Below are 13601 nucleotides of genomic sequence, written 5' to 3' on the forward strand. Positions count from 1 at the left end.
TAATTTTACCAACTAAAATAATGTGGGTGAGGGCGCGTCTCGTGTATCTGGGTTTGGATCTGGGGACCTCGGGTCTCAGGGGAATTCTTGTGGACGAGGCCGGGCAAGTTCTGGCCGAGGCTGAGGCTGAGATCGCCACGTCGAACCCACAACCGGGCTGGTCCGAACAAGCCCCGCAGGACTGGATCGACGCCTGCGTAACCGTCATGGGCCGGCTGCGTAAGACGAACGGCGATGCACTGGCGCAACTGCGGGCGATCGGACTGAGTGGCCACATGCATGGCGCAACGCTGTTGGATCGGGACGGCGCCGTCCTGCGGCCATGCATTCTGTGGAACGACACCAGATCGGCGCAAGAGGCCAAAGAATTGGACCAGACCCCAGGGATGCGCGAGATCACGGGCAATATCGTGTTTCCCGGGTTCACCGCGCCCAAGCTGGAATGGGTCCGTGCCCATGAACCCGACCTGTTCTCCCGTACGGCCATATTGTTGTTGCCGAAGGATTATCTGCGGTTCTGGCTGACCGGGGAGTATGTCAGTGACATGTCCGACAGCGCAGGAACGTCCTGGCTGGATGTCGGCGCGCGGGACTGGTCGGACAGGGCGCTGGAGTTGGGTCACATGAGGCCCGATCAGATGCCGAGACTGGTCGAGGGCACCGACCCCGGTGGCGAGCTGCGGAATGACCTGCTTCGGGAATGGGGGTTGTCCGGCCCGGTCATCGTGGCTGGCAGCGCTGGCGACAACGCCGCTGCCGCTTGCGGTATCGGCAGCATCGACGAGGGGTCCGGTTTTCTGTCTCTAGGCACCTCAGGTGTGCTGTTGATGGCCCGGAACAGCTATGCACCGGCGCCAGAGACGGCGGTTCATTGCTTTTGCCATGCGGTGCCTCGGCGATGGATTCAGATGGGCGTCATCCTGTCGGCGACCAACAGCCTGAACTGGCTGTCACGCAATCTGGGCCAACCGGTCGAGGCGCTGGCCGGGGCGCTGCCCGACCAGCCAAACGGGCCGTCGTCGTTGACCTTTCTGCCCTACCTGTCCGGCGAGCGGACGCCGCATAATGACAGCACCATCCGAGGAGCTTTTCTGGGCCTAGACATCGCTTCGGAGCCGACGGATCTGGTGCAGGCAGTGATGGAGGGTGTCGGTTTTGCAATGCGCGATTGCCTTGAGGCCCTGAGGAGCACCGGTACCGAACCGGCGCAGTTGATTGCCGTAGGTGGCGGTGCGCGGTCCCGCTATTGGCTTCAGACCCTCGCGACCACGCTGAATGTGCCGCTGGCCCTGCCCAAGGGGAGCGCGTTCGGGGCTGCGACTGGTGCCGCGCGGCTGGCCATGTGCGCTGTCGGGGACGCAACGCCCGAACAGGTCATGACCTCGCCAGAGATCGACGCCATCATCGAGCCGCAGAGTGATTTGACCGAAGCCTATGACAGCGCCTACAGACGATACAGAGCGTATTACAAGGCGCTGGCGCCATTGGCTGGACGATGAACAAAAGTCGCACTGATTGCACTGATATCCCGGTTATCGCCTTGCAAGACGGGGACATGCGGGTGTCATTGCTGGGCTATGGAGCGATCACGCAAGGGTGGTGGTACAAGGGCCAACCGCTGATCCTTGGTTATGACGACCCGACTGAATACCTGAACGACCCGTTCTATCTGGGCGCGATCGTCGGGCGGGTCGCCAACCGGATCGGCGGCGCAGGGTTCGATCTGGACGGCACCCATCATGCGCTGATTGCGAACGAAGGCGCGAACACGCTGCATGGGGGGGCAGAAGGGCTCTCGCGCCAGTTCTGGCAGGTCGAGCAGCTTTCGCCGTGCGAGGCGGTGCTGGTCCATGTCTCGCCCCACGGCGCGGGCGGATTTCCGGGGGCTGTGCGCTTCGAGGTCAGGGTCCGGTTGGATTTCCCTCGCCTGACATATTCGATCTCCGCTTGGCCGGACAGGCCGGCCCCGATCAGCATCGCGCAACACAACTACTACACGTTGGGGTCTGCTCGAGGCATCTCCGAGCACCGATTGCAGTTGGCGTCAGATCGTCACTTGGAACTGAACGATCAGGGGATACCGTCTGGCGGGATCGTCGACTCTGCATCCGTCGGGTTCGATTTTGCGGCCCCCCAGCCGATCGGACAGGCCGCCTCGGACCTCGATCACTTCTTCCTGTTCGGCACCAGCGGCATGGTGGCCCAACCGGTTGCCACCCTTGCGGCGCCGTCGGGATTGACGATGACGGTCCATTCAGATCAGCCCGGGGCGCAGGTCTACTCTGCCGCCCATTTGTCCGCGCCATTCGCGCCGCATGCCGGGGTCTGTATCGAACCATCGGGCTATCCGAATGCGCCGAACGTCCCCGCGTTTCCATCGATCATATGTACGCCCGAAAAACCGTATCACCAGACGCTGATGCTTGAGATATCCGAGGAAGGGGCATGAGCGTGATCCGTTCCTTATCGGCCTTGGCTGTTTTCGCCAGCTTTGCCACCGGGACAGCGGCCCAGAACCTTGGCCCGGCTCCCGAGTTCATCGAGCCCGACCTTGCGATCGTGGAACTGGGGCAAATGCTGTTCTACGACCCGATCCTGTCGGGAAACGAAAACATCAGTTGCGCCACCTGCCACCACCCAAGGTTCGGGACCTCGGACGGGATGTCGCTGGGCATCGGAGAAGGCGGGGTGGGGCTGGGCAGCGCCCGCGGGCTTGGGTCCGACAACCTGCCCGAGCAGCGCATCCCGCGCAACTCTCCGGCCCTCTGGAACCTTGGCGCGACCGAGTTCACGACGTTTTTTCACGACGGCAGGCTCGAGGATGCTCCTGAGCAACCTTTCGGCATCAGAACACCGTTGGGGCAGCATATGCGGCCGGGGTTCCGCTCGGCATTGGCGGCTCAGGCGATGTTCCCGGTTCTGTCGCCGGATGAGATGGCCGGACATTATTCGGAAAACCCGATCAGCAAGGCGGTGCGGCTGGGCCTTCTGACGCAACAGGGTGGTGCATGGGACCTGATCGCCGGGCGGGTGGCTTTGGTTCCGGAATATCAAAGGATGTTCCGCGACGTGACCCCCGAAAAGGAGGTCTCGTTCGTAGCCATCGCCAACGCGATTGCCGACTTCATCGCCTTTGAATGGCGTGCCGACAAGAGTCCCTTTGATCGCGCGATGCGCGGAGAGGAACCTCTGCCGCCCGACGCGGCGCGCGGCATGCAGCTGTTTTACGGCAAGGCCGGTTGCGGATCGTGCCATTCGGGGTGGTTTCAGACTGACCACGGGTTTCATGCGATCGCGATGCCGCAGATCGGCCCGGGAAAGGCTGCTCGTTTTGAAAACCACGTCCGGGATGATGGTCGACTGCGCGTAACCGGTGCAACCGAAGATGCGTTTGCGTTCCGGACGCCGTCGCTGCGCAATGTGACGCTGACTGCGCCCTATGGTCACGATGGCGCCTATGCTCGGCTCGAGGACGTGGTACGGCACCACCTTGACCCCGAAGGCGCGTTGCGGCGCTACTCGATCGAAATGGCAGATCTGCCTGTCTTTCCCGGAGCCGATGATCAACGGCCGCTACAGGATCCGGCCTTGGTCGATGCCATCGCCGCGGCCAACGAACTGCAACCGATTGCCCTGTCAGATGCAGAGATTGACGACATCCTGAGCTTTCTGGCTGCACTGGAGGATCCCGCCGAACGGCTGGGTGTACCAGAGCGGGTGCCCAGTGGGCTGCCAGTCGACAAGTGATCAGCGCCGCAATCGGATGATCCGGTTGGTGTCGTATGTCTCCCAGTCCGAGCGGTCTCCGCCGGGCCAGACGACACGAATGTCCACGGTCTTGGCGTCGCCCAGACCGAAATGCTGCGGCCCTGCCATCCCGCTGGCATGGCCTCCGCCGATCGTGATCTCGCGGGTCTGAATTCCGGCAGCGGTCCGGACTTCGACAAAGGCGCCGATGGCCTGCGAATTGACGTCGAGCTGGCCCAGATCCACCATGACCCAATTCCCTGTTGCGGGCTGGTTCTGATAGATTTCGGCGGGTGATCCGCGATTGACCACAACCAGGTCCAACCAGCCGTCATTGTTCAGATCATGCAGCGCGGCGCCGCGAGATTTTGCCATCGATGCCACACCGGCCCCAGCCGCGGATTCGAAAAACTGACCGGATTCCAGCTGCAGCAACAGGCTGTTGGGATCGTCCTGAGCCGCATCCGGCATCTGCTCGACATTGCCCTTCGCGACGAAAATGTCGTCACGCCCATCGTTGTTCACATCCGCGAATTGCGCGTGCCAACCGGTCGATGGTCGCCCGTCCGCGCCGATGTGCGGCCGATGTGCGGTCGTGCCCTTGTCATAGGTCGCATCACGCCATGTGGGACCGCCGGCCTTGGGGTCGAAAATCTGGAATTTCTGATCTCCCATCGAGGTCAGGTATACATCGGGATAGCCATCCCCCGTCAGATCGCGCGAGGCGATGCCCATGCCCCAGATCGAATAGGGCAGCCAGCCTTCGGCCTGATCATACAGGCGCGGAGTGTCTTCCATCGCCCACATCTGTTCCTGTCCGTCACGGACATAGTAGTGCCGATCGTTGCTGATCCGCAGATCCGCGCGCCCGGTCCGGCCCCAATCCGAGAACAAAGCCGACAGCGCACAGTATCCGGGTTCCAGCCGAACGGGCGGGCCATAGGCTTCGCCAAGGGGGCGGTACAGCAGAGTGGGGCCGCAGGCCTCGAATGGGCCATTCGGATTGTCGCGGTCCACATAGGTTCCGAAGGCGAGAGTGGGCAGTGTCCGCCCGGGTTCCCACGTGGCCGAGAAGGCCGTGGTCCAGTGGTCATCGGGCTCAAACCCCGGCCCCGCGAATGGGCTGAACTGGCAATCGGGCCCACCTTTGAGCAACAGGTCCGGCCCAACGCGCAGAACCACAAGGTCCAGGATGGTATCGCCGTCGATGTCCATCGGGTAGGCGCCGGTTACACCTGTCAGCGACAGCGGCTCTGGCGTGTTGGCCTGGAAGGAGATTTGCGCCTGAGAGGTGTTTCGGAACAGCTGCGATGGGTTCGCCCCACCAGCAAGGAAGAGTTCCGGCAAGCCGTCTCCGCTGCAGTCGAAAACCGCGACGCCGCCACCCACGAAATGCTCCCAACCGCCGTCGTAGACATGAGAGGGAACATCGATCGGTTGATACCGGGGGATGGCAGGATCGGCACTGGCGGTCGTGGCGAGGGCCGCCACCAGGGCGAGTTCAGCTCGCATGGGCTGCGATCTCCTGCACCTTCAGGATCGACACTTGTTCGATCCCGTAGGCCGCCGCGCCCTTGGCCCACATGAGGTCGCCCCAATGATGCACCTTGATCTCGGGCAGGGCGGTGTCGACATTCACCACTCCGTTTCGAATGCGCGCCATCACGTCGTCCGAACACAGGTGCTCAAAGCTGACCTGGGCTCCGGACAGAATGATGCAATCTGGGGCAAACAGATTGATGAGGTTGGACAGGCCCAAGCCGAACATCTGGCCCGCGCGAGCCAGAACGGAAATCGCCCGTTGGTCTCCGGCGTGCGCGCGGTCGTGAATGTCGGATACGGTTTCCAACGCGCTGCTTTGACCGGCGACCGTCATTTCTCGGATCAATGCATAGTCGCCGACATAGGCCTCGAGGCATCCCCGTTGCCCGCATTGGCACAGCGCCCCGTCCAACTGGACCTTGGCATGCCCGAATTCGGCCCCGCAGCCGTGGTGGCCCCGGAATAGCTTGCCGTCCAGAACGATGCCCAATCCGACACCGTGCTCGATCGTGACGACAAGAAAGTTCGACAGGCCCTTGCCCAGCCCGAACAGCTGTTCGGCCTTGGCCACCAGGTTCGCATCGTTCTCGATGAAGCCCGGGCAGGGCAGGCCTTCGTCCAGAAACGCGGCGAAGTTCACATTGCGCTCGGTGATCGAAGATGACCAGTGCACGAAATTCCTCTCGGCATCGACCAAACCGGCGATGCCTATGGAAACACCTGAAAGCCCGTCGATCGTACGGTCGATCTTTGCGCAGGTCTCCTCAAGCGCAAGGCGCACGGTGCGGACGAAATCGCGCGGAGACATTCTGGCATCTTGCAGGGAGTACATGTGCGAGGTGACTTCGTTGCCTTCGAAATCGACCAGGATGACCGAGATGACCTGGCGCGCGACCTTGAGGCCCGCCACAAGATAGGAGGGCCCGTCCAGTTGCAGAAGAACCCGCGGCCGTCCGCGTTTGGCCGATTTGGAATGCGCCTCGCCTTCGGTCTCTCGGACCAGGCCGGCGGAAATCAGGTCAGCGGTTGCGGCGGTGACGGTCGCCGGGCTGGTCTGCAGGGCCGATGCGATGTCGATCCGCGAAATCGATCCCTTGGTCCGGATATGCTCCAACACCCGCAGGCGCGTGGCATTCCGTTGGTCCAGCGAGTTTTGAGAAGCCTTGCTTTTCAGCATCTTGTCTCCGCGAATCTTCTGTTGGCCTCAATCTATTGGGATTTGGAGCCTACGAACAGAGTAAATATTTTACCCGCTGAAATAAATATGATACGCAGAAATACGAGGGCCGCGAATCATGACGCGATGGCCCCATCAACGGGAGGAAATCATGAAACGAATTCTCAGCTTTTCAGCTGCTGTTGCCGTGGTTGGCTCGGCTGTCTTTGCCGAGCCGGTCGTCGGCGTAAGCTGGTCCAACTTTCAGGAAGAGCGCTGGAAGACGGACGAAGCGGCAATCAAGTCTGCGCTTGAGGCTGGTGGCGCCGAATACATCTCGGCGGACGCCCAGTCGTCCTCGGCCAAGCAGCTGTCCGACATCGAAAGCCTGATTGCACAGGGTGTGGACGCCCTTATCATTCTGGCGCAGGACGCGCAGGCCATCGGTCCGGCCGTACAGGCCGCCGCGGATGAGGGCATTCCCGTCATCGCCTACGACCGCCTGATCGAGGACGATCGCGCCTTCTACCTGACCTTCGACAATGTCGAAGTGGGACGCATGCAGGCGCGCGCCGTGTACGAGGCGATACCCAAGGGCAACTACGTAATGATCAAGGGTTCGCCTACGGATCCGAACGCGGACTTCCTGCGCGGTGGTCAGCAGGAAATCCTTCAGGCGGCGCTGGACAGCGGTGACATCGTGATCGTCGGTGAAGCCTATACCGATGGCTGGTTGCCCGCCAATGCGCAGCGGAACATGGAACAGATCCTGACCGCCAATGAAAACAAGGTCGATGCGGTTGTCGCGTCGAATGACGGCACCGCAGGTGGTGTTGTCGCGGCGCTGACCGCGCAGGGCATGGAAGGTATCCCAGTGTCGGGTCAGGATGGCGATCACGCCGCGCTGAACCGCGTGGCCCTGGGTACGCAGACCGTTTCCGTCTGGAAGGACGCACGCGAGCTGGGCAAGGCAGCCGGCGAGATTGCCGTCGCACTTAGCAGTGGCACCGACCCGTCGGAAATCGACGGAGTGGTCAGCTGGACCTCGCCGGGTGGAACGACGATGAATTCCGTCTTCCTGGCTCCGGTTCCGATCACCAAGGACAACCTGTCGGTTGTTGTGGATGCCGGATGGATCGCGCTGGAAGATCTGTGCCAGGGCGTCGAGAACGGCCCCGCACCCTGCAACTAAACTCCAAAGTCCCCGGCCTGCATGGGCGGGCCGGGGACCCTTGCTGAATTTGAAAGATCGGAAATGACCGAAGCTTCGTCTCAGCCGATACCTCGGAAAACCAAGCCAAGCCTGTTCCAGCAGCTGGAACTGGACATGCGGCTTTTGGGCATGATCGGCGCATTCGTGATCCTGTGCATCGGGTTCAATATCGTCACTGACGGACGGTTCCTGACGCCCCGCAACCTGTTCAACCTGTCGATCCAATCGGTTTCGGTGGCGATCATGGCCTGCGGTATGGTGTTCATCATCGTAACCCGGCACATCGACCTGTCCGTTGGCGCTTTGCTGGCGACCACATCGGCGGTGATGGCGATGACGCAGACCGAGTTGTTGCCGCGCGTGTTGGGGATGGGTCTGGACCATCCCGCCACCTGGATCATCACCATTCTGGTCGGTCTTGCCATCGGAACGCTGATCGGAGCGTTTCATGGCTGGATGGTCGGCTACCTGACCATTCCGGCGTTCATCGTGACCTTGGGTGGCTTTCTGGTCTGGCGCAACGTCGCCTGGTATCTGACAAGCGGGCAGACTATCGGGCCGCTGGACAGCAACTTCCTGATGTTCGGGGGAACGAACGGAACCTTGGGAACAACGGCAAGCTGGATGTTCGGGTTGTTTGCGGCGGCCATTGCGATCTGGGCGCTGTGGGGCAGCCGCCGGGCCAAGGCGGCGCATGGCTTCCCGGTCAAACCCGTCTGGGCCGAGGCAACGCTCGCCGGGATCATTGCCGCGAGCATCCTGGGATATGTGTACATCCTGAACAGCTATGCCATTCCGACCCGCCGGTTGCAGCGTATGTTCGAAGCCCGCGGCGAGACGATGCCCGAGGGCCTGATCGTCGGATACGGCATCCCGATCTCGGTCCTGATCCTGATCATCGTCGCCGTGACCCTGACGGTCGTGGCCCGCAAGACCCGGTTCGGGCGCTATATCTTCGCGACCGGCGGCAACCCGGACGCAGCCGAGCTGTCGGGTATCAATACCCGCCTGCTGACCGTCAAGATCTTTGCGCTGATGGGTTTCCTGTGCGCGGTTTCTGCAGTGGTCGCCTCGGCGCGGCTGGCCAACCATTCCAACGACATCGGAACACTGGACGAACTGCGAGTGATCGCGGCAGCGGTCATTGGCGGAACCGCCCTGTCCGGCGGGATCGGTACCATCTATGGCGCGATCCTTGGTGCGCTGATCATGCAGGCGCTGCAGTCGGGCATGGCCATGGTCGGCGTGGATGCGCCGTTCCAGAACATCGTCGTCGGCAGCGTGCTGGTTCTGGCCGTCTATATCGACATCGTCTATCGCAAGCGATTGGGTGGAAAATGACGCAAGCGCAGGAAACTCAGAAAACGCCGCCGGCAACCGGTCGCGGATCCGGGCAACCACCCCTGGTCGAGATGCGAGACATTTCGATCTCTTTCGGCGGGATCAAGGCCGTCGACCAGGTCTCGGTCGATCTGTATCCCGGCGAGGTGGTGGGATTGCTGGGGCACAACGGGGCTGGCAAATCGACGCTGATCAAGGTTCTGTCCGGAGCCTATCAGATGGACCACGGGCAGATCCTGATCGATGGCAAGCCGGTCGAGATCAACAATCCGCGCGACGCGCGGGCCAACAATATCGAGACAATCTACCAGACCTTGGCCTTGGCCGACAATCTGGACGCCACCTCGAACCTGTTCCTGGGACGCGAAATGACTACGCCTTTCGGTCTGGTCAACGACGCGGCGATGGAGGCCGAATGCCGTAAGATCATGGCGCAGCTGAACCCCAATTTTCAGAAGTTCAACGATCCGGTTTCGGCTCTGTCCGGTGGCCAGAGACAGTCGGTGGCCATCGCGCGGGCTGTCTATTTCAATGCCCGCATCCTGATCATGGACGAACCGACCGCCGCCTTGGGCCCGCACGAGACTCAGATGGTGGCCGATCTGATTCACCAGCTCAAGGCGCAGGGGATCGGAATTTTCCTGATCGACCACGACGTCCATGCGGTCATGGATTTGTGTGATCGGGCCTCGGTCATGAAGAACGGCAAGCTGGTCGGCACGGTCGATATCGCGGACGTGACCGACGACGATCTGCTGTCGATGATCATTCTGGGCAAGCAGCCCGGGCAAAACTCGGAATAGGGGGCAGGTATGACAAGCGGTTTCTTCGAGGGTATCGAAAAGGTCCGGTACGAAGGCGTAGACAGTCGGAACCCGCTGGCGTTCCGTCACTATGACCCGGACGAAGTGGTGTTGGGCAAGCGCATGGAGGACCATCTGCGCTTTGCCGTCGCCTGGTGGCACTCTTTCGCATGGGAGGGCGGAGACCCGTTCGGCGGTCCGACTCTTGTTCGCCCGTGGCACCCGCAAGACGACATGGGACGCGCCAGGATGAAGGCCGATGTCGCCTTTGAGATGTTTGAAATACTGGGGCAGCCCTATTTCTGCTGGCACGACGCGGATATTCGCCCCGAACAGGGCAGCTTTGCCGAAAACCTGCGCACGCTCGAGGAAATCACCGACTATATCGGTGAAAAGATGCAGGCGTCGGGAACCAAGCTGCTTTGGGGCACCGCCAACATGTTCAGCCATCGCCGCTGGATGGGGGGTGCCAGCACGAACCCTGATCCGGACGTCTTTGCCTTTGCCGCAGCAACCGTGAAATCCTGTATGGATGCAACCCACAAGCTGGGCGGCGAGAACTATGTGTTGTGGGGCGGGCGCGAAGGCTACGAGACGTTGCTGAACACCGATCTGGGGCTGGAACTGGACCATATGGGACGGTTCCTGAACATGGTGGTCGACTACAAGCACAAGATCGGGTTCAAGGGCACCATCCTGGTCGAGCCGAAGCCACAGGAACCCTCCAAGCACCAGTACGACTACGACGCCGCAACCTGCATCGGGTTTCTCAGGAAATACGGGCTGGAAGACGAAGTGAAGCTGAACCTGGAACAGGGCCACGCGATCCTGGCTGGCCACAGCTTTGAACATGAGATCGCCGTGGCGGCGGCCGAGGGTATGCTGGGTTCGATCGACATGAACCGGAACGATTATCAATCTGGATGGGACACCGACCAGTTTCCCAACAACGTGCCCGAAGTCGCGTTGGCCTACTACTACATCCTCAAGGCCGGAGGGTTTTCGACCGGGGGCACGAATTTCGACGCCAAGATCCGCCGCCAGTCGATCGACCCCGAGGATCTTGTCGCGGCGCATGTGGGCGGCATGGACGTCTGTGCCCGCGGGTTGAAGGCCGCCGCCGCGATGATCGAGGATGGCGGGCTTGATGCCGCGTTGACCGACAGATACTCCGGATGGGGCAGCCCGGAGGCGCAATCCATGCTTGCCTCATCGCTGGATGAAATCGCGGCTCGAGTGTTGGCCGAAGGTATCAATCCCGAGCCTCGATCCGGAAGGCAGGAGCGCCTGGAGAACTACGTCAACAGGTTTGTCTGACGGCTAAAGGTTCAACGGTTCCGCGCCCGGAAGCCTAAGACTGGTTCGGTTTAATCAGCCGGTATTCATGACTTAAGACCGACTGTGCACCACCGGGCCATATTCGAATGCGTGTTGTGGGCGCCGGTCCTCCGCGGCGGGTGCCCCCGATCGACCCGCGTGCCTTCTGGCTTCAATCAGATGCCGGGACTACCAGCCCAAGTTCTTTGTCCGATGCCGTCCCGGCATATTTGTCCCGCGGTGGCATTGGCCTCGACTTCCAATGTGGCTCGAACGCAAAGCTCGACACTTTGCGGCCGCCCACCAACGCTCCGTTTCCGGCACCCAATGCATAGTCGTAGTAGAGTTTCACGATTTCGTCTTGTGTCACCTGCCCCGTGGCCTCATGGGCCATGCAGGCGGCTTTCCAGTTTCGGACTCTGTCGTACTCGCCGTTTTGCGGGAGTTCAAAGTCTTCGTAGTATTCCAGAAACCAGAAGCGCTGGAACATCGGTGTGAATACCGCCTCGGCCAACCCGAACTGATCGAACAGAAAAACACCGTTCGGGTTGTGGGTCAGAAGAAAGTCATTGAGGTCACGATAAAGCGCGAGCAGTTTTTCGTTGTGGGCGTCTTTCTGCGCGGGGTCCTGGTTCATCACATAGACGTAGCCGGTCATCGTGAAGGCGCCCTCTTTGGCAATCAGCATCGACTCGACCGCATGCTCGGCCGGGTCGCTGCGCCGCAGCTTTGGCCCTTCGAGCATTTCATCGAGATAGCGCAGGATCACGAGGCTTTCCTTGATGATCTGCCCGTCCGGAGTCTCGACAACCGGCAGAGCGGTCGTTCCGCGCGTTTTCTTCAGCAGCTCTGGATCGCGGGGTTTGGTGATGTCCACGACGCGGAACTCCACCCGGTCCCTCATCCCCCGCAACGCCAGCAGAATTTCAAGCCGCTGTGAAAAGGGACACACAGGAATATGATAGACGATGTGCTGGGTCATGACGTTCAATCCAATGGAGGGCCAGTAAATGACAGGTTGTACTTGGCGGCTACGGCCTCGATGTCAGGCATGTCTTCCGGAATTTTGTACTGGGCCGTTGCCATGGCGTGGAAAAAGCCCTCGAAACCTCCCGGTGTGAGAATGACAAGGTGACGGCTGGGCTCATCACCGATGACCTTGAACGTGTGTTCTTTTCCGCGGGCTATGAAGATGCTTTCGCCCGGGCCGACACGTGTTTCGATACCTTCGACCCAGACTTTGCAGACACCGGTCAAAATCACGAAGACTTCGTCCTCGGCGTGATGGATGTGCCGTGGCGGACCGCTTCCGACCGGCGAAAGGCTGTCTACAATCGACATGGCGCCCCCGGTTTCAGCTGGGTCCAGAATTGTTTTGTAACGAACGCCCTGCCATTCGAGCGTGGCGTCATCAACCAGATGATCATGCATCGCTTCTGTCCTTTGATCCGACATGAAACGAAAGCGCTTTCGGTACCTTACTTGTAGGTGCAAAAAACGGTATTAATCTAACGAAAGTTCATAATACACGGTATTACCAACATGAATTTCGCAACGCTTGATCTGAACCTGCTCCGTGTTCTTGATGCGATTCTGACGGCGGGGTCCACCACCAAGGCAGGGGAAAGACTTGGGGTCTCGCAATCCGCAGTGTCGAATGCGTTGAACCGCCTGCGGCACGCCTTGGGTGACGATCTGTTTGTGCGGCGGGGAAATCAGCTTGTCCCAACGGATTTTGCGGTTTCGATCAAGGACGGGCTGCGTGAGGAACTCAATCGACTGGAAAGTTTGCTGAGCCACAATGACGATTTCGACCCCAGGCAGGCATCCGAAACTTTCAAGATCGCGGCCAGCGACTTTTTCGCCGAGCTGCTGATGCCCGGTCTTGGGGGTGTTCTGAACCGCAAGGCTCCGAAGATGGTCGCGCAATTGGTGGATCTTGTTCCCGAGAACTATGTCGAGAGTATTGAGCGCTACAATGCTGATCTCGCGTTGATACCGGATACAGATGCACCGGATTGGATCAGCAGAGAGGTGCTGTTCCGGTCGTCCTTCATGGTCGTCGGCCGCGTTGACAACCCATTCCTTGCACAGATCGAAGACGGCACCGAACTTCCGATGGAAACGTTCTGCGCCTTGTCGCATGTGCTGTTTTCACCCGAGGGCAAACTGGCGGCGATGGGTGATGCGGCTCTGGCGAAAGTTGGTCGGAAAAGGCACGTCGCGATGACCCTTCCGGTGTTTTCAGGGGTGTGCCGAGTGGTCAGTGCAAGCGATCTTGTGGCCTTGGTGCCTTCTCAGCTGGCCAGGAAGTTTGCGCCGGAGTTCGGCCTGAAGGTCCTTGCCCCGCCGTTCGAAATCGAACCCGTCAACATCATAGCTATCTGGCACAGACGATCGGATGCAAATCCGATGGCAAAATGGATGCGGCAACAAGTGTTCGATCTGCTGAAGCCGCTGGACACCAGGTAGTCGGACAAGC

At 60.6% G+C, this 13601-nt stretch carries 12 protein-coding genes; 8 read left to right on the forward strand and 4 right to left on the reverse strand.

The window, feature by feature from the left end; translation table 11 throughout:
- Positions 1–41: 41 nt before the first annotated feature.
- The 3 genes from xylB to ACR0IR_RS00215 are packed head-to-tail and all read left to right on the forward strand — an operon-like array spanning position 42 to position 3747.
- Positions 42–1499 carry a xylulokinase gene (xylB, locus tag ACR0IR_RS00205; RefSeq protein ID WP_170365137.1) on the forward strand — a complete coding sequence of 486 codons (1458 nt, stop codon included), beginning with the start codon at positions 42–44 and terminating at the stop codon, positions 1497–1499.
- Positions 1496–2449, forward strand: coding sequence for an aldose epimerase family protein (locus ACR0IR_RS00210; RefSeq protein ID WP_302477417.1), 954 nt, complete (start codon positions 1496–1498; stop codon positions 2447–2449). The genes xylB and ACR0IR_RS00210 overlap by 4 nt, the downstream gene beginning before the upstream one ends.
- On the forward strand, positions 2446–3747 hold the full coding sequence (locus ACR0IR_RS00215; RefSeq protein WP_170365133.1) for a cytochrome-c peroxidase: 1302 nt from the start codon (positions 2446–2448) through the stop codon (positions 3745–3747). The genes ACR0IR_RS00210 and ACR0IR_RS00215 overlap by 4 nt, the downstream gene beginning before the upstream one ends.
- Here ACR0IR_RS00215 and ACR0IR_RS00220 read toward each other — a convergent pair whose 3' ends face one another.
- Complete coding sequence (locus ACR0IR_RS00220) at positions 3748–5259, reverse strand: CRTAC1 family protein (protein ID WP_170365131.1); 1512 nt, start codon at positions 5257–5259, stop codon at positions 3748–3750.
- Positions 5249–6466, reverse strand: coding sequence for an ROK family transcriptional regulator (locus ACR0IR_RS00225; RefSeq protein WP_170365129.1), 1218 nt, complete (start codon positions 6464–6466; stop codon positions 5249–5251). The genes ACR0IR_RS00220 and ACR0IR_RS00225 overlap by 11 nt, the downstream gene beginning before the upstream one ends.
- A 151-nt stretch (positions 6467–6617) precedes the next feature.
- Here ACR0IR_RS00225 and xylF point away from each other — a divergent pair, with 151 nt between their 5' ends.
- The 4 genes from xylF (at position 6618) to xylA (ending at position 11119) form a co-directional block, all read left to right on the forward strand.
- The gene (gene xylF / locus ACR0IR_RS00230) at positions 6618–7637 is read left to right on the forward strand and encodes a D-xylose ABC transporter substrate-binding protein (protein WP_170365127.1); all 1020 of its coding nucleotides are present in this window, start codon (positions 6618–6620) and stop codon (positions 7635–7637) included.
- Between the two features lie 63 nt (positions 7638–7700).
- Entirely contained in the window at positions 7701–8999 is a 1299-nt protein-coding gene (locus tag ACR0IR_RS00235; protein ID WP_170365124.1) for a sugar ABC transporter permease, read from the forward strand.
- A gap of 71 nt (positions 9000–9070) precedes the next feature.
- Entirely contained in the window at positions 9071–9802 is a 732-nt protein-coding gene (locus ACR0IR_RS00240; protein ID WP_093965003.1) for an ATP-binding cassette domain-containing protein, read from the forward strand.
- A 9-nt stretch (positions 9803–9811) separates the two neighbouring features.
- Positions 9812–11119, forward strand: coding sequence for a xylose isomerase (gene xylA / locus ACR0IR_RS00245; protein ID WP_170356974.1), 1308 nt, complete (start codon positions 9812–9814; stop codon positions 11117–11119).
- A gap of 172 nt (positions 11120–11291) precedes the next feature.
- On the opposite strand, the gene ACR0IR_RS00250 is transcribed toward xylA, so the two are convergent.
- Together ACR0IR_RS00250 and ACR0IR_RS00255 are read right to left on the reverse strand one after the other, a co-directional pair.
- Positions 11292–12101, reverse strand: a complete 810-nt coding sequence (locus ACR0IR_RS00250; RefSeq protein WP_170365122.1) for a glutathione S-transferase family protein — start codon at positions 12099–12101, stop codon at positions 11292–11294.
- A 5-nt stretch (positions 12102–12106) separates the two neighbouring features.
- On the reverse strand, positions 12107–12550 hold the full coding sequence (locus tag ACR0IR_RS00255; protein ID WP_170365120.1) for a cupin domain-containing protein: 444 nt from the start codon (positions 12548–12550) through the stop codon (positions 12107–12109).
- Between the two features lie 111 nt (positions 12551–12661).
- On the opposite strand from ACR0IR_RS00255, the gene ACR0IR_RS00260 reads away from it, so the two are divergent.
- On the forward strand, positions 12662–13591 hold the full coding sequence (locus ACR0IR_RS00260) for a LysR family transcriptional regulator (protein WP_170365117.1): 930 nt from the start codon (positions 12662–12664) through the stop codon (positions 13589–13591).
- Positions 13592–13601: the final 10 nt, after the last annotated feature.

This window comes from Ruegeria sp. CF2 (genome assembly GCF_056537385.1).

What these genes read in the sequence shown, in the direction of transcription:
- ACR0IR_RS00260 (WP_170365117.1), top strand. Translation starts at nt 12,662, where the DNA reads ATGAATTTCGCAACGCTTGATCTGAACCTGCTCCGTGTTCTTGATGCG.
- ACR0IR_RS00250 (WP_170365122.1), bottom strand. Translation starts at nt 12,101, where the DNA reads ATGACCCAGCACATCGTCTATCATATTCCTGTGTGTCCCTTTTCACAG.
- ACR0IR_RS00225 (WP_170365129.1), bottom strand. Translation starts at nt 6,466, where the DNA reads ATGCTGAAAAGCAAGGCTTCTCAAAACTCGCTGGACCAACGGAATGCC.
- ACR0IR_RS00240 (WP_093965003.1), top strand. Translation starts at nt 9,071, where the DNA reads ATGCGAGACATTTCGATCTCTTTCGGCGGGATCAAGGCCGTCGACCAG.
- ACR0IR_RS00235 (WP_170365124.1), top strand. Translation starts at nt 7,701, where the DNA reads ATGACCGAAGCTTCGTCTCAGCCGATACCTCGGAAAACCAAGCCAAGC.
- xylF (WP_170365127.1), top strand. Translation starts at nt 6,618, where the DNA reads ATGAAACGAATTCTCAGCTTTTCAGCTGCTGTTGCCGTGGTTGGCTCG.
- xylA (WP_170356974.1), top strand. Translation starts at nt 9,812, where the DNA reads ATGACAAGCGGTTTCTTCGAGGGTATCGAAAAGGTCCGGTACGAAGGC.
- ACR0IR_RS00255 (WP_170365120.1), bottom strand. Translation starts at nt 12,550, where the DNA reads ATGCATGATCATCTGGTTGATGACGCCACGCTCGAATGGCAGGGCGTT.
- ACR0IR_RS00220 (WP_170365131.1), bottom strand. Translation starts at nt 5,259, where the DNA reads ATGCGAGCTGAACTCGCCCTGGTGGCGGCCCTCGCCACGACCGCCAGT.
- ACR0IR_RS00210 (WP_302477417.1), top strand. Translation starts at nt 1,496, where the DNA reads ATGAACAAAAGTCGCACTGATTGCACTGATATCCCGGTTATCGCCTTG.
- ACR0IR_RS00215 (WP_170365133.1), top strand. Translation starts at nt 2,446, where the DNA reads ATGAGCGTGATCCGTTCCTTATCGGCCTTGGCTGTTTTCGCCAGCTTT.